We start from the raw sequence: 18,594 nt of genomic DNA, 5'->3' as shown, positions 1-18,594 counted from the left end.
CGTCTCACCGTGCGTCATATGCTGGGACGCATGACTGATCAGCCGCAGCAGCCCGCCGCCCACGACGGGGCGTCGGCTCCCGCGCCCCGAGCGCCCCGTCGCGGCCTGGACCGCACCGGGCCCTTCGATCTCGGCGACAAGGTCCAGCTCGCCGATTCCAAGAACCGCCTGCACACGATCACCCTGAAGCCCGGCGGAGAGTTCCATACCCACCGCGGCGTGCTCCGCCATGACCAGATGATCGGCGCCGAGGACGGCGTCGTCGTCGAGGACAACCGCGGCACGCGCTATCAGGCCCTGCGCCCGCTGTACGCCGACTACATGCTGTCGATGCCCCGCGGCGCCGCCATCATCTACCCCAAGGACTCCGCGCAGATCCTCATGTGGGGCGATATCTTCCCCGGCGCCCGCGTGCTGGAGGCCGGGGTCGGCTCCGGCGGGCTGACCACCGCGCTGCTGCGCGCCGTCGGCCCCGAGGGCTCCGTGCACTCCATCGAGCGCCGTGAGGACTTCGCCGAGGTGGCCCGGGAGAACGTCGAGACGTTCTTCGGCGGCCCCAACCCGTCCTGGGACCTCTCGGTCGGGGACTTCCAGGACATCGCCCCGACGCTCTCGCCCGGGCAGCCCGCCGTGGACCGCGTGGTGCTCGACATGCTCGCCCCGTGGGAATGCGTGGACGCCGCCGCCGACGTGCTGGTCTCCGGCGGCGTGTACCTGGCCTACGTCGCGACCGTCACCCAGCTCTCCCGCACCGCAGAGGCGCTGCGCGATCACGGCGAGTTCACCGAGCCCTACGCCTGGGAGTCCTTCGTGCGCCCCTGGCACCTCGAGGGCCTTGCGGTGCGCCCGGAGCACCGCATGAACGCCCACACCGGATTCCTGCTGACCGCTCGGCGCTCGGCGCATGGCACCCGCGCGCTGACCCGCGTGACCCGACCCGCCCCCGGCTCCCGGATCGAGGACGAGGTGAATCACCCCGACAACGACGGGTTCGGTGGATCGGACTCCGAGTGGGGTCCCAGCGACGTCGGGGAGCGGGGAGTCGCCCCGCGCAAGCTCAAGCGCGCACTGCGCGATATCCGGCAGGGCCGGGACCGCTGAGACGGCCCGGCAGGGATCGGAAGGAGATGCCGTGACGATGAAGACCTACGCGGAGATGACCGCGGAGCTGGATCAGCTCGCCGCCCACAACGAGCGGCTCACGAACGGTCTGCGCGCCGCCCGCGCCCAGATCGTCGACCTCAAGAGCGACCTGGAGCGGGTGGGTGATCCGCCCAACTCCTACGCGACCTTCCTGCGCCGTGCCGAGGGCACCACCTTGGACGTGCTCCACAACGGTCGTCGGCTGCGGGTCGCGACCGCCGCGAGCCTCGACCTGGACGCTCTGGAACCTGGCACGGAGCTGCGCCTGAACGAGGCCCTCGCCGCTGTCGAGGCCGTGCCGGCCGGGGATGCCGGCAACGTCGTCCCGGTCGTCGAGTCCCTCGCGGACTCGCGCATCCTGGTGGCCGTGGCCCCCGACGACACCCGCGTGCTGCGCCCAGCCGGCACCCTGACGCAGGAGACGCTGCATCCCGGGGACCATGTCCTGGTGGATCTCAAGGCCCAACTGGTCATGGAGCGCATCGACCGCGCCGAGATCACCGACCTGGTGCTCGAGCAGGTCCCTGACGTCTCCTTCGACCAGATCGGAGGGCTCGGCGGGCAGATCGAGGCTATCCGCGACGCCGTCGAGCTGCCGTTCCTCCAGCAGGACCTCTACCGCACCTACGGTCTGCGCCCGCCGCAGGGCGTGCTGCTGTACGGCCCGCCCGGCTGCGGCAAGACGATGATCGCGAAAGCTGTCGCGCACGAACTCGTGCTGCGCAGCGCCGAGGTGCGCGGGGTCAGCGTCGCCGAGGCGCTGGAGAACTCGGCATTCCTCAACGTCAAGGGCCCGGAGCTGCTGAACAAGTACGTCGGCGAGACCGAGCGCTCGATCCGTCTGGTGTTCGAGCGGGCTCGGGAGAAGGCCGCCGCCGACCATCCCGTGGTGATCTTCTTCGACGAGATGGAAGCCCTGTTCCGCACCCGCGGGACCGGCCTGTCCAGCGACGTCGAGACCACGATCGTGCCCCAGCTGCTCGCCGAGATCGACGGCGTCGAGGGCCTGGACAACGTGATCGTCATCGGCGCCTCCAACCGCGAGGACATGATCGACCCCGCGATCCTGCGCCCCGGCCGCCTGGACGTGAAGATCCGGGTTCGCCGCCCCAACGCGCGGGCCGGCCGCGAGATCCTCGGGCTCTACCTCGACGAGAGCGTCCCGTTCCGCGAGGACCGCGGCACCCTGCTCGACCTCGCCGTGCGCGAGATCTACTCCGATGGCCCGGACTCGGCCTTCGTGCGCCTGGAGTACTCCGACGGCACCGAGGGGACCCTGCACTTCCGGGACTTCGTCTCCGGGGCGACTCTGCGCAACATCACCGACCGCGCGAAGAAGCACGCGGTCAAGGACCAGCTCGCCACCGGCGACGTGGGCCTGACCACGCAGCACCTGCGGGACGCGATCACCGCCGAGTTCGTGGAGAACGAGGACATGCCCTCGGCCGCGCACCCCGAGGACTGGGCGCGCATCTCCGGGACCGGACGACGGGTCGATGCGGTGGTCCCGCTGCAGGGACGCTCCCGCGCCGTCTCGGGCCCGGACCTCGAGGAGTCGACCCCATGACTATCCAGCCGATCGAGCCGGCGAGGCCGGATGCTGCAGCCGCGCTGACCACCGAGCGGGTCATGGGCATCGAGACGGAGTTCGGCGTGCTGCACGCCGATCTCGAGGCCCGCACCCGCGCCGGGGCCGGCAGCTCGATCCTGCTGTCCCACCTGGTCGTGGGCGCCTACGCGCTGCTGGACCCGCACGAGGGGGAACGCGGTCGTCGGGTGCGGTGGGACTACGGTGACGAGACTCCGCTGCGCGACGCCCGCGGCTTCGAGCTGCAGCGTGCGGCAGCACACCCCACCCAGCTGACCGACGAGGTCCGCGACGCCCACGTGCCCAGCGTCGAGCTGGATGCGCCGCTGACCGGCTCCGAGATCGCCCCCGACGGGGACGACGCCGAGGTGCTCACCTGGGCCGCCCAGCGCTCCCTCGGCAACGCCGTGCTCACCAACGGTGCCCGCTGGTACGTCGACCACGCCCATCCCGAGTACTCGGCTCCCGAAGTGATGCGCGCCCGCGAGGCCGTGGTCCTGGACCGCGCCGGCGAGGAGATCGCGCGCCGCGCCATGGGCATCATCGAGGCCGCCGACGGCATCCCGGACGTCGCCCTGTACAAGAACAACACCGACGGCAAGGGCGCCTCCTACGGCACCCACGAGAACTACCTCGTGGACCGGGCCGTGCCCTTCGAGCGGGTCGCCGCCGCGATGCTGCCGTTCCTGTCCACCCGCCAGGTGCTGGTGGGTGCCGGTCGCGTGGGCCTCGGGACCCGCGGAGAGCGCCCCGGGTTCCAGCTCTCCTCCCGCGCCGACTTCATGGAGGCCGAGGTGGGCCTGGAGACCACCTTGAACCGGCCGATCGTGAACACCCGCGATGAACCGCACTCGGATCCCTCCCGCTTCCGCCGCCTGCACGTGATCATCGGTGACGCGAACCTGCTGGAGGAGTCCACCTTCCTCAAGCTCGGCACCGCCTCCCTGGTGCTCGCCGCGCTGGAGGCGGAGCATCGCACCGGGCAGGCGATCCTGCCGGACCTGCGCCTCGCCGATCCGGTCGACGCGGTCCGCACCATCAGTCACGACCCCACGCTCCGGGCCACGGTGCCCCTGGCCGACGGCCGAGAGCTCACCGCGGTGCAGATCCAACGGGCCCACCTCGAGGCGATCGCCGCGGTGGCGGACACCAGTGACGAGGAGACGGCCCTCGTGCTGGCCTCCTGGGGCGAGCTGCTCGACCTCCTCGAGCAGGACCCGGCCGCCGCCGCGGACCGCGTCGAATGGGTCGCGAAGCTCCAGCTGCTGAACCGCTACCGGGATCGGCACGGACTCGAGTGGGGCGACCCCCGCCTGTTCATGATCGATCTGCAGTACTCCGATCTGCGCCCGGGACGGGGCTTGTTCGACAAGCTCCGGGCCGCCGGCGCCGTGCGCACCCTCGTCGGCCAGGACGAGGTCGACGCGGCCGTCACCACCGCGCCCACCTCGACCCGCGCTCATCTCCGAGGCGGTCTGATCGCCGCTCATCGCGCGCACGTCCCGTCGGCCGGGTGGGATGCGATCACCCTCGCCGGCCCGGACAGCGGGCATCGACTGCGCCTGGCCGACCCGCGGCTGGGCTCCGCCGCCTGGTGCGAACTGCACGGCATCGACCTGACCACCGATCCCGAGACGATCCTCGACGCCCTGCGCCGCGCCGTCTCCCAGTCCTGAGGAGGACCCATGTCCCAGCAGTCCCTGAACGCCCCCGGCGGCGGCCCCGACGAGGGCGCCGAGGAGTCCGCAGCCACCACCGGCGGGCAGACCTTCGCCTCGGCCCAGGGTGCGGACGATCTGCTCGACGAGATCGACGCCGTCCTGGAATCCAATGCGGAGACCTTCGTGCGGTCCTTCGTGCAGAAGGGCGGTCAGTGACCTCATGAAGCGTCGTGTGGGAGGGCTGGAGACGGAGTTCGGCCTGGTGTGCGTGCGGGCGGACGGCACCCGTGCGATGGAGCCCGAGGCCGCCGCCCGCGAGCTGTTCCGGCCGGTGGTCGCCATGGGGCGCTCCTCGAACGTGTTCCTGCGCAACGCCGCGCGGCTCTACCTCGACGTGGGATCCCACCCCGAATACGCGACCGCCGAGTGCGACGACTGGTGGGACCTGGTCGCCCAGGACCGCGCCGGCGAGCGCATCTTCGCGGATCTCACCGCGCAGGCCAACCAGCGCCTCGCGGCCGACGGGCAGGACGCCCGCATCCACCTGCTCAAGAACAACGTGGACTCCCAGGGCAACGCCTTCGGCTCCCACGAGAACTACCTGGTCGATCGCCGCGGCGAATTCACCCGCCTCCCGCGCTACCTCCTGCCCTTCCTGGTCACCCGCCAGATCATCACCGGCGCCGGGGGAGTGGTCCGCTCTGACGACAGCGCCCAGTTCGTGTTCTCGCGGCGCAGCGATCACATGTGGGAGGCGGTCTCCTCGGCCACCACCCGGACCCGACCTATCATCAACACCCGCGATGAGCCCCACGGGGACCCCACCCGCTTCCGGCGCCTGCACGTCATCGTCGGCGACTCGACCATGAGCGAGGTCTCGACCTACCTCCGCTTCGCGACCACCGATCTGGTGCTGCGCGCGATCGAGTCCGGTCGCGCGCTGCCCGAGCTCACCCTCCACGACGACATCGCCGCGATCCGGTCGGTCTCCCGCGACCTCACCGGGCGGGCCCCGATCCCCACCGCCGGCGGCGCCACCACCACCGCTGTCGAGGTGCAGCAGCGCTGGCTCGATCTCGCCGCGGGCACAGCCGACGAGACGGAACAGGGAGTGCTGGAGACCTGGCAGCGGGCCATCGATGCGGTGCGCACCGGAGACCGCTCCTGGGCCGCCACGCATCTGGACTGGGCGATCAAGGAGCGACTGTTCACCCAGGTCACCGAGCGCCGGGGCGTGGATCTCTCCGATCCGGCGATCGAACGCCTCGATCTCGCGTATCACGACATCGATCCCGGTCAGAGCATCTTTCGAAACCTCCAGCGTCGCGATCTCGCCCCGTCGACAGTGGCCGAGGAGCGCATCGAGGCCGCCCGGGAGACCGCCCCGACCACCACGCGCGCGCACCTGCGCGGACAGGTCGTCACCGCCGCTCAGCAGCACGGGGTCGACCATGTCGTGGACTGGACCACCCTGCGCCTGACCCGTCCCGGTGCCATGCCGGTGCAGGTGCTGGACCCCTTCGCGACCTCCCTGCCGGCGGTGGACGCCCTGCTGGAGGAGATCCGCAGTCTCGGCGAGTCCTCCCCGCCCCCGGTGCCGCCCGCCTGAACCCGAGGGCATGCACAGCCTGAGAATCCGCGCTCCCGCGCCCCGTACCCTGGTGCCCGTGCCCCGCTCGGGGGCTCCTGATCTGAAAGGTCCTCTGTGATCCGCCGTCGTACCCTGCTGACCACTGCTCTCGCCGCGACCGCCGCCATCGGCCTGGCCGCCTGCTCCGATGACGGCGAGGGGACCGGCGGAGCGTCCGACGGCGGAGGCTCCTCCGACGGCGGCGGTGGCGGCTCCGCGCTGTCCGCCGTCACCGTCAGCGAGGATCTCGGCGCGGAACCCACCGTCGAATTCACCGCGCCGCTCGAGATCGCCGAGGCCGATGCGACCGTGGTCGTGCCCGGGGACGGCGCTGCCGTCGCCGAGGGCGACACCATGATCTGGCGCCACCTCTACGTCGATGCGAGCACGGGGGAGACCCTGCAGTCCTGGTGGCAGGGTGCCCCGGCCGGCGGCGTGCAGGTCACCGTCGAGACGGTCGGCCAGGCAGCCTTCGACGTGTTCACGACCATGACCATCGGCTCCCGCTTCGTGATGGCCGGTTGGCAGCAGGACCAGTCCGGGCAGGCGCGCTCCCTGATCCAGGTGGCCGACGTGGACCGCATCGTCTCCCCGCTGCGCGCTGAGGGGGAGCCCGGGTCCCCGTCCGGCACCTTCCCCGCTGTGAGCCTCGGCGATAACGGTGCACCTGCCCTGGACGGCGCGCCCGAGGGTGAGGCGCCCACGGCGACGACCCGCGAGGAGCTCATCGTCGGCGCCGGCGACGCCACCCGCGAGGGTGACTACCTGACGATGCACTACACCGGGTGGAAGTGGTCCGACGGCTCGCAGTTCGACTCCTCGTGGGATCGCAGCGCGCCGTTCTCTTTCGCCCAGGGCGCCGGCGCGGTGATCCCCGGCTGGGACGAGAACCTGCTGGAGCTTCCCGTCGGCAGCCAGGTCATGCTGGTGGTCCCACCGGCGGAGGCCTACGGCGAGGACCCCGAGGCGCACGAGCTCGGCGGCGAGACCCTGATCTTCGTCGTGGACATCCTCGACGCCGCGCACTTGGCAGACTGACCCCTGTACCCGCCAGATTCATCCACCTCAGGAGGACCCATGGACCGCAGCAAGCCCGAGATCGAGCACCCTGAAGCGCCTGCCCCCACCGAGCTCGTCAGCAACGACGAGATCGTCGGTGAGGGCGACGAGGCCGGGCGCGGGGACGTCGTCGACGTGCACTACGTCGGCGTCTCCCACTCCACCGGGGAGCAGTTCGACGCCTCCTGGGACCGCGGCGAACCGCTGCGCTTCCAGCTCGGCGTCGGCCAGGTCATCTCCGGCTGGGACCAGGGCGTGCAGGGCATGAAGGTGGGCGGCCGCCGTCGCCTCGACATCCCCGCCTCGCTCGCCTACGGCGACATGGGCGCCCCGCCGGTCATCGCCCCGGGCGAGTCGCTCGTGTTCGTGTGCGACCTGGTGGCGGTGCACAAGCGCTGAGCACATCCGCCATCGGTGCGGCGGGGGAGCAGGGAGAGGGCCAGGAGAGCCTCTTCGAGGCCCCCGCCGTTCCTGTTCCCGACCCCGCACCGACGGACCCGGGCCGCGAACCGGCGGCCCGGGTCCGGGGGCTGCGCACCACCGCCGGCTTCGAGGTGGTCGATGAGCTCCCCGTGGCGAGCGTGCGCCTGGTCGGTGTGCTCCCGCACCTGGACCGGCCCTTCGAGTACGCCGTCACCCCGGCCACCTCCGCTGCCGGGCCCGGCATGCGCGTACGGGTGCGGTTCTCGGGCCGTGACACCGAAGGCATCGTCCTGGAGCGCCATGAGGCGCCCACCACCGACCGCGCCCTGGCCCCTCTGCATCGCCTCGTCTCCGAGGACGTGGTCGTCCCACCCGCCATGATGCGCGTGTGCGACGACGTCGCCGAGCGCTGCGCCGGCACCGTGGGGGATGTGCTGCGCCTCGCTCTCCCTCCGCGACACGCCCGCGCCGAGAAAGCGGACCGCGCCGCCGCGCAGAAGACAGAGACGACGATGGAGACGGAGCCCGAGGGATCCGACGCCCCCGAAGACCCCGGCGAGCTCCGGGCCGTTCCCCGACCCGGGGACCGTTATCCAGGGCTGGCAGCGCTGCTCTCCCGTGCCGGCAGCCCCACCGGGCCCGTCCCCCGCGCCGCCCTCACCCTCGACGCCGTCGACCCCTGGACGGCAGTCGTGGCCGACGCGATCGCCGATCTCGACGACGAGCAGGGCGCGCTGGTCATCGCCCCCGATCAGCGCGACGTCGCCCGCCTCAGCCAGGTCCTGACGCAGCAGGGCATCGACCACGAGATCCTTGCCGGCACCGAAGGCCCCGAGAAGCGCTACCGCACCTTCCGGCGCATCCTGCGCGGCGCCACCCGGGTCGTCCTGGGCAATCGCTCCGCTGCGTTCGCCCCGGTGCAGGACCTGGCGCTCGTGATCTGCTGGGACGAGGCCGACGATCTCCTCGGAGAGCCCCGCGCGCCGTACCCGCACGTGCGCACGGTGCTCCAATGCCGGTCCCGCGAGGAGCGCTGCGCACTGCTGTTCCTGTCCGCCAGCGAGTCCGTCCCCCTGCGGGCACTCGCCGACGCCGGTTACCTCGCCCGCCTGGAGCCGAGCCCCACCCCCGTGACGGCGGCACGACCGCGCATCGTCGCCATGGACCAGTACCTCCGCGATCGTGAGGGGCCCTCCGGCCGATCCCGACTCCCGCAGGAGGCCATGCGGGTGATCCGTCGCGGCCTCGAGCGAGGCCCCGTGCTGGTGCAGGTGCCGCGCTCCGGTTATGTGCCCGCGATCTCCTGCACCTTCTGCGGGACCCGCGCCCACTGCCCGCACTGCGCGGCTCCCCTGTCGATCACCGGCCGCAGCGGTCATCTGCACTGCCGGGTCTGCGGTCGACGTGAGGACGGCTACCGCTGCCCGGAGTGCGACCGCACCCAGGTGCGCGCCGTGGTCATCGGATCCACCCGCACGGCCGAGGAGCTCCACCGAGCCTTCCCCGGCAGTCCGTTGCGGGTCGCCGGGGGAGCGCACGGCGTCCTGGAGGACGGCGACGTCCCGGCCGATGCGATCGTCGTCGCCACACCCGGGGCCGAGCCCTGGCCCCCGGACCGCTTCGCAGCCGGCCTGCTGCTGGACGCCGATGCGATGCTCGGCCGCGCCGCCTTCGACGCCGATGTGGAGGCCATCCGTCGCTGGCGCAACGCCATCGCCCTGGTGCGCACCGCCGACGACGGCGGGGAGGTGCTCGTGGTCGGCACCGCGACCCTGCCCGCCATCCGCGATCTGGTCGCCCACCGCTCGCACGCCTTCCTCGACCGTGTCCTGGCGGACCGCCGCGAGCTGGATCTGCCTCCCTTCAGTCGGGTCGCGGAGATCGTGGGGGACAAGGAGGCCTGCGCGGCCTTCCTGGAGAGCACCGACCTGCCCGTCGGCACCGACGTGTTCGGACCCGTCGACCTCGAGGGCCCCGAGGCGGGCGGCCGTGCCCGGGCGGTGGTCCGTCTCGATCCGCGCCGCTCCCGGGAGCTGGCCGACGCGCTCCGCGCCGGCGTCGCCACCCGCTCGGCCCGCAAAGCTCGCGGGTCGCTGCGGGTGCGCCTGGATCCGCCCGACGTGTTCTGAGGATCGGACGGTCCGCGGAACCCGGCCCATCCCGTAGTGTGATCGCGCACACGACCACCACCGCGATGATGCGATGAAGGGGACGAGATGACACCCGACGCCTCGACGACGTCGAGCACTCCGACCGAGGAACGCCAGGATCTCTCCGACGGGGAACGGGCGCCCGCCGAGACCGGCAGGACGCTGCTCGTGCGCCGCCTGGGCCTGGCCCTCGGGCTCGTGGCGGCCCTGGTGGTCTACGCGATCATGCCCGGCGATGTCCCCCACGCGGCGAAGCTGACCGCCGCCACCGCAGTGCTCATGGCCGTGTGGTGGATGACCGAGGCGCTGCCCATCCCGGCGACAGCCCTGGTGCCCGTGATCGTGTTCCCGGTGCTGGGCACCGATGTGGGTTTCGACGACGTCGGCGGTTCCTACGGCAACAACATCGTCTTCCTGTTCATGGGCGGGTTCATGCTGGCCCTGGCGATGCAGCGATGGAACCTGCACAAGCGCATCGCCCTGGCCATCGTCGGGGCGATCGGCACCAGCCCGTCGATGCTCATCCTCGGCTTCATGATCGCCACGGGCTTCGTCTCGATGTGGGTCTCCAACACCGCGACAGCCGTGATGATGCTCCCCATCGGCGTGTCCGTGCTCCTGCTGGTCAACAAGCTGCGCCTCGAGGACGCCGCCGCGAAGGGGGAGGAGCCCGGCACAGGCGTCGACCCGGACCCGACCTCCGGCTCCGCCGTCTCCAAGGCCGTGCGGTCCAACTTCGGCATCGCCCTGATGCTCGGCATCGCCTACTCAGCCTCGATCGGCTCGCTCGCCACCATCATCGGCACCCCGCCCAACGCGCTGCTGGCCGCGCACATGAGCCAGGACTTCGGAATCACCATCGGGTTCGGGCGCTGGATGATCGTCGGTGCTCCGCTCGCGATCGTCTTCATGCTCATCGCGTGGCTGCTGCTGACCAAGGTGTGCTTCAAGCCCGAGATCACGGAGATCCCCGGCGGCGCCGAACTGATCCGCTCCGAGCGCAGGGCCCTGGGCAGGATCTCCTCCGGAGAGGTCCGGGTGCTCACGATCTTCGTCCTCGCCGCGCTCAGTTGGGTGTTCGTCCCGCTGGTGTGGGACCTGGTGCTCGGGGAGGAACCCCCGATCAGCGACGCCGGCATCGCGATGGTCATCGCGCTGCTGCTGTTCCTGCTGCCGGCCGGCGCCGCCCGCGGCGTGCGGCTGCTGGACTGGGACGCCGCGGTCAAGCTCCCGTGGGGCGTGCTGCTGCTGTTCGGGGGCGGCCTCGCCCTGAGCGCCCAGTTCAGCTCCTCGGGGCTGACTGAGTGGATCGGGCAGGTCACCGAGCAGGTCGGCGGTCTGCCCGTCGTTCTGATCGTGCTGATCACCGCGGCTGGTGTCCTCTTCCTCACCGAGCTCACCTCGAACACCGCGACCGCGGCGACATTCCTCCCGGTCGCGACTGCGGTCGCGACCGGGATCGGGATCGCGCCCATGCTGTTGGCCGTCCCCGTCGCCATCGCCGCGACCTGTGCCTTCATGCTTCCCGTGGCAACCCCGCCGAACGCGATCGCCTACGGCTCCGGGTACGTGCAGATCCCGCAGATGGCGAAGGCGGGGGTGTGGCTGAACCTCATCGGGATCGTGCTGATCACCGTGACCACCATGACACTCGCGGTGTGGGTCTTCGACCTCGTCTACTGACCGGCGCGGTCGTCCTGGCGCCCTCGCAGCACGCTGAGGCACAGCAGCGCCGCAAGCACGACACCGGCCCCGACGACGGCGACCGTCGCGGGCCATCCGCGGGCCTCGTAGACATGACCCGTCGCCCATCCCAGCGCGCTCGAGCCCGCGTAGTACGCGAAGTTGTACAGCCCGGTCGCCTGCGAGCGGGCGCCGTCGGCCCGGGCTCCTGCCCAGCCGCTCGCGATCGAGTGCGCACCGAAGAAGCCTGCCGTCATCACCAGCAGGCCCAGCAGCACCAGCGCGAGCGGCCCGGCGAGGGTGAGGAGCAGCCCCAGCAGCATCACCCCCATCGAGGTGAGCAGGACGGGCAGCCGACCGTGCCGCGCGGCGAAGCGACCGGCGAGCGGGGAGGAGACAGTGCCGCCGAGGTAGGCGAGGAACACCAGTCCGATCAGACCGGCGGGGAGCAGGTACGGCATCGTGCTGAGGTGGAACGAGAGGTAGTTGTAGATGGCGACGAATCCACCCATGAGCAGGAAGGCGCAGGCGAACAGCACCAGTTGGCCCGGATCCCTCAGGGTCACCAGCAGTCGTGCGGTGCGGGTGCCGTGTCCGCCGCCGCGCAGGTCCGGGAGGACGAACCGTCGCTCCGGGGGCGCCAGCAGCACGAAGGCGACGGCGGCTATCGCTGAGAGGATCGTCACCGCGGTCATCCCCACCCGCCAGGAGAGAACGTCCGCGATCGGGGTGGCGACGAGACGACCAAGCAGCCCACCCACCGTGGTGCCGGCCACGAACCAGCCGGCCGCGATCGCCCGGGCCTGCTCGTGGACCTCCTCGGACAGATAGGCCATCGCCAGTGCGGGGATGCCGCCGAGGGCCGCTCCCTCGAGGAAGCGCAGGCCCAGCATGAGCTCGAATGTCGGCGCCCAGGCGGCCACCAGGGCCAGCGCAGTCGCGGCGGCCACCGCGATGACCATGGCCCGCAGCCGGCCGATGCGGTCACCGACGAAGGACCAGGGGACCACGGCGAGCGCGAGACCGGCCGTGGCGGCAGAGACGGCCAGCGCGGCCTGTTCCGCGCCGATCCGGAGATCCGCGGCGATCAGTTGCAGCATCCCCTGCGGCGAGTACAGCTGGGCGAAGGTCGCCACGCCCGCGCACACCAGTGCGGCCAGCATCCGTCGATACGCCGGGCTCCCGGTCACATGGCCGGGAGACTGCTCGCCCGCCATCAGGCGGCAGGGTGGGACGACGGCATGGGTCCACTGTAGGCAACCTGGTCACCCCGTAGACTCGGGCATCATGCGTCTGCTCTTCGCCGGTACCCCCGAGGCCGCCCTCCCGTCCCTGCGCACCCTGCTCGACTCGCGTCACGAGGTCGTCGGGGTGCTGACTCGGGCCGATGCGCCCTCCGGTCGCGGCCGCAAGCTCCGCCCCAGCCCGGTCAAGGCCCTCGCCCTCGAGGCCGGGGTGCCGGTGCTGACTCCTGCGACCCTGCGTGACGCCGCCGTCCAGCAGCAGATCCGGGAGCTCGCGCCCGACGCCGCCCCCGTCGTCGCTTACGGCAACCTGGTTCCGCAGGCGGCGTTGGACATCCCCACCCATGGCTGGGTGAACCTGCACTTCTCGCTGCTGCCTGCCTGGCGCGGTGCGGCCCCGGCCCAGCGTGCCGTGCTCGCCGGGCAGCGTGAGACCGGCATGAGCGTGTTCCGCCTCGAGAAGGGCCTGGATACCGGCGACGTCATCACCACGGCCCGGACCACGATCGGTGAGCTGGAGACCTCCGGCGAGCTCCTGGACCGGATGGCCGTCAGCGGCGCGTCGGTGCTCCTGCAGGCGCTGGACGCCCTCGAGGACGGAACAGCGACCCTCACCCCGCAGGACGGCTCCCTCGCCACCCATGCCGCCAAGCTCAGCACCGCCGAGGCCCGCATCGAGTGGACTCTTCCCGCCGAGGAGGTCAGTGCCCATATCCGCGGCATGAGCCCGCAGCCGGGCGCGTGGACGTTCTTCGACGGTGCCCGCGCCAAGATCCTCGGTCTCGACGAGGCGCCCGAGCACCCACGGCTGCCGCCCGGGCGGATCGAGGCCACCAAGCGTCAGGTGCTCGTGGGCACCGGCACCGACGTCATAGCCCTGTCGACCCTCGCCCCGGCCGGGAAGCGGCCGATGCGGGCGGCGGACTGGGCCCGCGGTGCGGCCCTGGCCGCCGACGCCGCCTTCACGCAGGACGATCAGGATCAGATGAACGAGAAGGACGGAGTGCGGGCATGACCGAGAACCGACGCGGCAGCAGTGCAGGGCGCGATGCCAAGGGTCGCGAGCGCTCCGGCGCCCGCGGCGAGGGCGGCCCCCGCCGCGGCTATTCCTCCTCGCGCCCGTCCGAGCGCGGTCGCAGCTCCACCCCGTCCCGTCAGGTGGCCTACGAGGGTCTGCGCCTGGTGCGGGAGGATGATTCCTACGCGAACCTGGTGCTGCCGCGGCTGCTGCGTTCGTACCGGGTCTCCGGTCGGGACGCCGCCTTCACCACCGAGCTGTTCTACGGCTCGCTGCGTGCTCTGGGCCGTCTGGACGCGATCCTCGCCGCGTGCGTGGACCGACCGCTCGAGGAGGTCGACCCCGCCCTCGTGGACGTGCTGCGCCTGGGCGCCTATCAGCTGCTGGACATGACCGTCGCCCCGCACGCCGCGACCTCCGAGACCGTGGCCCTGGCCCGCTCCGAGGTGGGCGCGGGCGCCGCGAGCTTCGCCAACGCCGTCCTGCGACGGGTCGGTGGCAAGCCTCTGGACGAATGGATCGCCGAGGTCGCTCCCGACCGCGAGAAGGACTTCACCGGGCACCTCGCCGTCGTGCATTCGCACCCGCGGTGGGTGGTGCGCGCCCTGATCGACGCCCTCGGTGGCCACGGCCGCGACCGCGAGGAGATCGAGGAGCTGCTGGCCGCCCAGAATGCCGCCCCGGCGGTCTCGCTGGTCATGCGGCCCGGCCTCACCGATCTCGACGAGCTCATCGATCACGGGGCGAGCGAGGGGCACCTCAGCATGTTCGCCGCCTCCTGGCCCTCCGGCGATCCCGGCGCCATGGACCCCGTCAAGGAGGGACGCGTCGCGGTGCAGGACGAAGGCAGCCAGCTCGCGGCCCTCGCCCTCGCCCTCGGTGCCGACGACCTGGTCCGGGGCGAGGACGCGCACTGGCTCGATCTGTGCGCCGGCCCCGGTGGCAAGACCGCCCTGCTGGGCGGCCTGAGCGTCGGCCACGACGCGGATCTGCTCGCCATCGAGCTGCAGCCCCACCGCACCGAGCTGGTCGAACGCGCGATCGCCACCCTGCTGGACGCCGGCTGCGAGATCACCACCCGCACCGCCGACGGCACCGCGATCGGTGACGAGCTGCCCGGTCGGTTCTCCCGCGTCCTGGCCGATGTGCCCTGCTCGGGCCTGGGCGCTCTGCGCCGCCGGCCCGAGGCCCGCTGGCGCCGCACCCCCGGCGACATCGGTCAGCTCTCCAGCCTGCAGCGGGATCTGCTGCGCTCGGCGCTGGACGCCGCCGCGCCCGGGGGAGTGGTCGCCTACGTGACCTGCTCCCCGCACCTGGCCGAGACCCGCCTGGTCGTCGACGACGTACTCAGGCGCCGCGACGACATCGAGCAGCTCGATGCCCGCGATGCCGTGCGCGCCGGGATCCTGCCCGCGAAGCAGGCCGACGTCGAGCTCGGTGACGGACCCGCGGTGCAGCTGTGGCCGCACGTCCACGGCACCGATGCCATGTACATCTGCCTGCTGCGCAAGCAGGCGGCCCCCACCGTGGAAGGACCCCAGCACTGATGAACGCCGCGTACTCGACCGATGGCCAGTACATCCATCCCAGCATCCTCAACGCCGATTTCATGAGCATCGGCACGGAGCTCGACAAGATCTCCAGCGCGGACAGCGTCCACGTCGACGTCATGGACAACCACTTCGTGCCGAACCTGACCTTCGGCCCGGCCATGGTGGAGCAGATCGTCGAGCGCAGCACGATCCCGGTGGACGCGCATCTGATGATCGACGACGCCGATCGCCAGGCGCCGGTGTTCGCCGAGGCGGGCGCCTCCTCGGTGACCTTCCACCTCGAGGCCGCACGGGCTCCCATCAAGCTCGCGCGGGATCTGCGCCGCAAGAACACCGAGGTCGGCGTCGCACTGCGCCCCGCCACACCCGTCGAGCCGTTGCTCGATGTGATCGGCGAGTTCGACATGCTGCTGCTGATGACCGTCGAGCCGGGCTTCGGCGGGCAGAGCTTCCTGGACTCCATGCTCCCCAAGATCCGTCGCGCCCGCGCGGCGATCAGCGCATCGAACCTCGAGGTCTCGATCCAGGTCGACGGCGGGGTGAGCCGCGAGACGATCGAACGCTGCGCCGAGGCCGGTGCGAATGTATTCGTGGCGGGCTCCGCGATCTACCAGGCCCAGGACGCAGCACAGGAGATCTCTGCCCTGCGCGAACTGGCCCGCGCCCACAGCGCTCACTGACCAGCGCGCACGGCATGTTCCGACAGCCGCTGGGCGATCACAGGGCATCATGGAGTGCCAGGTCACAGCGGTTCGGGTCTACTCTTGACCTGTCACGACCAGTGACGTGCTCCGGGGTCGGTGAAAGTCCGAGCCGGCGGTGACAGTCCGCGACCCGCTACGGCGGTGGAGCCGGTGAAATTCCGGCACCGACAGTACAGCCTGGATGAGAGGCGCACGTCCTGCATGTCGTCAGGACGCCACCACGCGTCCCGACGTCCTGCCGGAACCCCTTTTCCCCCGGAGCCACTGCATCCGACGGAGAAAGGACCGACATGGACATCCTGCAGTGGCTCTTCGACGCGCGAATCACCTTCGCCGGCGGCCAGTTCCTCCTTCTGCGCGAGGTGCTGGGCAACGTCTTCGGACTGCTCAGCGCGCTGGGCGGCATGCGCCGCAAGATCTGGGCCTGGCCCATCGGCATCGTCGGCAACCTGCTGCTGCTGACGGTATTCCTGGGTTCGGTCTTCGGCAATCCCCAGGCCGTGGACCTCCTCGGCCAGGCCGGGCGTCAGATCATGTTCATCGCCACCAGCATCTACGGATGGGTGCGCTGGCGTCAGGCCCAGCACGAGGGCGGCACCGCTGTCGAACCCCGCTGGGCGTCCTGGGGCACACGCGCCCTGCTCGTCGTCCTCCTCGTGGGCGGCACCGCGGCGCTGACCCCGCTGTTCCGCGCCCTGGGCTCCTACGAGCCGGTCTGGGCCGACGCCTGGATCTTCGTCGGCAGCCTGCTGGCGACCTTCGGCATGGCCAAGGGCTGGGTCGAGTTCTGGCTGATCTGGGTGGCGGTCGACATCGTCGGCGTGCCGCTGCTGATCAGCGCCGGGTACTACGCCAGCGCCTTCATGTATGTGTTCTACGGCGCCTTCACCCTGATCGGGTTCTTCGTCTGGTGGCGGGTGCGCAGTCGGCACGATCACGACGAACGAGTCTCCGTGGAGACCGCGCACCTGGATCCGACAGTGCGCCGGGAGTGATCCGGCTCCCGGTGGGTGGTCCGGCGCGCGGACCGCTCACCGGGGCGCGTACCCTGGTGGCGTGAAGGATTTCGAAGCATTGTTCGTCGAGCTGACCGAGAAGGCCCGTACCCGTCCCGAGGGGTCGGGCACCGTCCGCGAACTCGATGCCGGCGTCCACCAGATCGGCAAGAAGATCGTGGAAGAGGCGGCGGAGGTGTGGATGGCCTGCGAGTACGAGTCGCAGGAGGACGCCGCCATGGAGATCAGCCAACTCCTCTATCACCTGCAGGTGATGATGGTCGCCAAGGGCATCAGCCTCGAGGACGTCTACCGGCAGCTCTGAGCCGCCGGCCCCTGCTTTCCCTGTTCATCGACTCCCGTGCCATGGGCCGCCGCGGCGGCCGAGGAGGAACCGTGCTGCGTATCGCAGTCCCCAACAAGGGCGCTCTGTCCGAGCCCGCCGCCGACCTGCTGCAGGAGGCCGGATATCGGCGCCGCGGCATGGCCAAGGAGCTCGTCGTGGTCGACGAGGAGAACGGTGTCGAGCTGTTCCACCTGCGCCCCCGGGACATCGCGGTGTACGTCGGCTCCGGCACGGTGGACGTCGGCATCACCGGTGAGGACATGCTGATCGATTCGCGCACCCCGGCGCAGGAGATCCTGCCTCTCGGCTTCGCACGATCGACCTTCCGCTTCGCCGCCCCGACCGGCAGCCACCAGGACGTGGCGAGCCTCGAGGGCACCCGCATCGCCACCAGCTACGAGAACCTGGTCGAGGACTACCTCTCCGAGCGCGGCGTGAGCGCCTCGGTGGTCCACCTCGATGGGGCGGTCGAGTCGTCGATCCGCCTGGGAGTGGCCGATGTGATCGCCGATGTCGTCGAGACCGGCACCACGCTGCGTCAGGCGGGCCTGGAGCCCTTCGGCGATCCGATCATGACCAGCCAGGCCGTCCTCTTCTCCCGCCCCGGCATGGTGCTCGACGACGCCGCGGCGCACATCCTCGAGGTTCTCGAGCGTCGTATCCGCGGCGTGCTCGTGGCCCGGGAGTACGTGATGCTCGACTACGACGTGCCCACCGCGCTGCTCGAGAAGGCCGTGGAGATCACGCCCGGTCTGCAGGCGCCGACGGTCTCGCCCCTGCATGGCCGGGAATGGTCCGCGGTCCGGGCCATGGTCGACCGACGCGCCGCCCACCGCATGATGGATGACCTGTACGACGCCGGCGCCCGGGCCATCCTGGTCACTGCCATCCAGGCCTGCCGCATCTGAGTGATCCCATGTCCTGGTCCGTGTCGGAGAAGCCAGCCGGGCAGGAGCGCCCCACGATCGTGCTGCGGCCGCGGATGGTGCGTGTCTTCGCGTACATCACCGGAGTGATCGTGCTCGGTGGGATGATCGGCGGCGCCCTCGTGATGCCGAGCTTCCAGCTCGGGGGCCGTCTCGGCCTGGTCGCGGTCGGAGTGCTGATCTTCCTCTTCTGCCACCTCGAGGCCTCCGTGCGCCTCGTCGCGCGCTCGCGGGTCCTCGAGGTGCGCAATGTGTTCCGTGCCCGCACCCTGGAGTGGGCGGAGATCGTGGACGTCAGCTTCCCGATGGGGGACCCCTGGGCCCATCTGGATCTGGCCGACGGTTCGACCCTCGCGGTCAATGCTCTCCAGCGCTACGACGGAAAGCGGGCCATCGCCGCCGCCCACCGGCTGCGAGCACTCGTGCAGGAACGCGGAGAGGCGCCGGGCACGGATCTCCCGGCGTTCTGAC

17 protein-coding genes and 1 riboswitch are annotated in these 18,594 nt (G+C 71.2%); of the genes, 16 read left to right on the top strand and 1 reads right to left on the bottom strand.

What is annotated here, in order from left to right:
* Positions 1-30 precede the first annotated feature (30 nt).
* The 9 genes from INT51_RS07360 to INT51_RS07320 all read left to right on the top strand — a co-directional run bounded on the left by INT51_RS07360 (position 31) and on the right by INT51_RS07320 (position 11,337).
* Positions 31-1,101, top strand: coding sequence for a tRNA (adenine-N1)-methyltransferase (locus INT51_RS07360; RefSeq protein WP_193104554.1), 1,071 nt, complete (start codon positions 31-33; stop codon positions 1,099-1,101).
* A 37-nt stretch (positions 1,102-1,138) separates the two neighbouring features.
* The gene (gene arc, locus INT51_RS07355; RefSeq protein ID WP_193104749.1) at positions 1,139-2,710 is read left to right on the top strand and encodes a proteasome ATPase; all 1,572 of its coding nucleotides are present in this window, start codon (positions 1,139-1,141) and stop codon (positions 2,708-2,710) included.
* Entirely contained in the window at positions 2,707-4,407 is a 1,701-nt protein-coding gene (gene dop / locus INT51_RS07350) for a depupylase/deamidase Dop (protein WP_193104553.1), read from the top strand. The genes arc and dop overlap by 4 nt, the downstream gene beginning before the upstream one ends.
* 9 nt (positions 4,408-4,416) lie before the next feature.
* Positions 4,417-4,608 carry a ubiquitin-like protein Pup gene (locus INT51_RS07345; protein WP_193104552.1) on the top strand — a complete coding sequence of 64 codons (192 nt, stop codon included), beginning with the start codon at positions 4,417-4,419 and terminating at the stop codon, positions 4,606-4,608.
* Positions 4,609-4,612: 4 nt separating this feature from the next.
* Complete coding sequence (pafA, locus tag INT51_RS07340) at positions 4,613-6,001, top strand: Pup--protein ligase (RefSeq protein WP_193104551.1); 1,389 nt, start codon at positions 4,613-4,615, stop codon at positions 5,999-6,001.
* A 96-nt stretch (positions 6,002-6,097) separates the two neighbouring features.
* Positions 6,098-7,060, top strand: a complete 963-nt coding sequence (locus tag INT51_RS07335) for an FKBP-type peptidyl-prolyl cis-trans isomerase (protein ID WP_193104550.1) — start codon at positions 6,098-6,100, stop codon at positions 7,058-7,060.
* 39 nt (positions 7,061-7,099) lie between these two features.
* Complete coding sequence (locus INT51_RS07330; RefSeq protein ID WP_193104549.1) at positions 7,100-7,480, top strand: FKBP-type peptidyl-prolyl cis-trans isomerase; 381 nt, start codon at positions 7,100-7,102, stop codon at positions 7,478-7,480.
* A complete protein-coding gene (locus tag INT51_RS07325) occupies positions 7,450-9,633 on the top strand; it encodes a primosomal protein N' (protein WP_304502107.1) in 2,184 nt (727 codons plus the stop codon). The genes INT51_RS07330 and INT51_RS07325 overlap by 31 nt, the downstream gene beginning before the upstream one ends.
* Before the next feature lie 87 nt (positions 9,634-9,720).
* Positions 9,721-11,337 (top strand): DASS family sodium-coupled anion symporter, encoded by a 1,617-nt coding sequence (locus INT51_RS07320; RefSeq protein WP_193104548.1) that lies wholly within the window; start codon positions 9,721-9,723, stop codon positions 11,335-11,337.
* Here the strand turns inward: INT51_RS07320 and INT51_RS07315 are convergent.
* Positions 11,331-12,554, bottom strand: a complete 1,224-nt coding sequence (locus tag INT51_RS07315; RefSeq protein ID WP_193104547.1) for an MFS transporter — start codon at positions 12,552-12,554, stop codon at positions 11,331-11,333. The genes INT51_RS07320 and INT51_RS07315 overlap by 7 nt on opposite strands.
* 70 nt (positions 12,555-12,624) lie before the next feature.
* On the opposite strand from INT51_RS07315, the gene fmt reads away from it, so the two are divergent.
* From fmt to INT51_RS07280, 7 genes are all read left to right on the top strand, one after another.
* A complete protein-coding gene (gene fmt / locus INT51_RS07310; RefSeq protein WP_193104546.1) occupies positions 12,625-13,596 on the top strand; it encodes a methionyl-tRNA formyltransferase in 972 nt (323 codons plus the stop codon).
* Positions 13,593-15,146 carry an RsmB/NOP family class I SAM-dependent RNA methyltransferase gene (locus INT51_RS07305; RefSeq protein ID WP_193104545.1) on the top strand — a complete coding sequence of 518 codons (1,554 nt, stop codon included), beginning with the start codon at positions 13,593-13,595 and terminating at the stop codon, positions 15,144-15,146. The genes fmt and INT51_RS07305 overlap by 4 nt, the downstream gene beginning before the upstream one ends.
* Entirely contained in the window at positions 15,146-15,832 is a 687-nt protein-coding gene (rpe, locus tag INT51_RS07300; protein ID WP_193104544.1) for a ribulose-phosphate 3-epimerase, read from the top strand. The genes INT51_RS07305 and rpe overlap by 1 nt, the downstream gene beginning before the upstream one ends.
* 103 nt (positions 15,833-15,935) lie before the next feature.
* Positions 15,936-16,053, top strand: a riboswitch (FMN riboswitch).
* A 93-nt stretch (positions 16,054-16,146) separates the two neighbouring features.
* Positions 16,147-16,851 carry a nicotinamide riboside transporter PnuC gene (gene pnuC, locus INT51_RS07295; protein WP_193104543.1) on the top strand — a complete coding sequence of 235 codons (705 nt, stop codon included), beginning with the start codon at positions 16,147-16,149 and terminating at the stop codon, positions 16,849-16,851.
* Between the two features lie 61 nt (positions 16,852-16,912).
* On the top strand, positions 16,913-17,176 hold the full coding sequence (locus tag INT51_RS07290; RefSeq protein WP_193104542.1) for a phosphoribosyl-ATP diphosphatase: 264 nt from the start codon (positions 16,913-16,915) through the stop codon (positions 17,174-17,176).
* 71 nt (positions 17,177-17,247) lie between these two features.
* Entirely contained in the window at positions 17,248-18,105 is an 858-nt protein-coding gene (gene hisG / locus INT51_RS07285; protein ID WP_193104541.1) for an ATP phosphoribosyltransferase, read from the top strand.
* 8 nt (positions 18,106-18,113) lie between these two features.
* Entirely contained in the window at positions 18,114-18,593 is a 480-nt protein-coding gene (locus INT51_RS07280) for a PH domain-containing protein (protein WP_193104540.1), read from the top strand.
* Position 18,594 lies beyond the last annotated feature (1 nt).

Source organism: Brachybacterium sp. FME24, from assembly GCF_014897705.1.
In the GTDB taxonomy this organism is placed as follows: Bacteria; Actinomycetota; Actinomycetes; order Actinomycetales; family Dermabacteraceae; genus Brachybacterium.
This window is presented reverse-complemented; position numbering and strand designations above follow the sequence as displayed.

Bases quoted from the DNA above. Each gene is read 5' to 3' on its own strand.
- INT51_RS07360 (WP_193104554.1), top strand. From the start codon at position 31: ATGACTGATCAGCCGCAGCAGCCCGCCGCCCACGACGGGGCGTCGGCT.
- arc (WP_193104749.1), top strand. From the start codon at position 1,139: ATGAAGACCTACGCGGAGATGACCGCGGAGCTGGATCAGCTCGCCGCC.
- dop (WP_193104553.1), top strand. From the start codon at position 2,707: ATGACTATCCAGCCGATCGAGCCGGCGAGGCCGGATGCTGCAGCCGCG.
- INT51_RS07345 (WP_193104552.1), top strand. From the start codon at position 4,417: ATGTCCCAGCAGTCCCTGAACGCCCCCGGCGGCGGCCCCGACGAGGGC.
- pafA (WP_193104551.1), top strand. From the start codon at position 4,613: ATGAAGCGTCGTGTGGGAGGGCTGGAGACGGAGTTCGGCCTGGTGTGC.
- INT51_RS07330 (WP_193104549.1), top strand. From the start codon at position 7,100: ATGGACCGCAGCAAGCCCGAGATCGAGCACCCTGAAGCGCCTGCCCCC.
- INT51_RS07320 (WP_193104548.1), top strand. From the start codon at position 9,721: ATGACACCCGACGCCTCGACGACGTCGAGCACTCCGACCGAGGAACGC.
- INT51_RS07315 (WP_193104547.1), bottom strand. From the start codon at position 12,554: ATGGCGGGCGAGCAGTCTCCCGGCCATGTGACCGGGAGCCCGGCGTAT.
- fmt (WP_193104546.1), top strand. From the start codon at position 12,625: ATGCGTCTGCTCTTCGCCGGTACCCCCGAGGCCGCCCTCCCGTCCCTG.
- INT51_RS07305 (WP_193104545.1), top strand. From the start codon at position 13,593: ATGACCGAGAACCGACGCGGCAGCAGTGCAGGGCGCGATGCCAAGGGT.
- rpe (WP_193104544.1), top strand. From the start codon at position 15,146: ATGAACGCCGCGTACTCGACCGATGGCCAGTACATCCATCCCAGCATC.
- pnuC (WP_193104543.1), top strand. From the start codon at position 16,147: ATGGACATCCTGCAGTGGCTCTTCGACGCGCGAATCACCTTCGCCGGC.
- INT51_RS07280 (WP_193104540.1), top strand. From the start codon at position 18,114: ATGTCCTGGTCCGTGTCGGAGAAGCCAGCCGGGCAGGAGCGCCCCACG.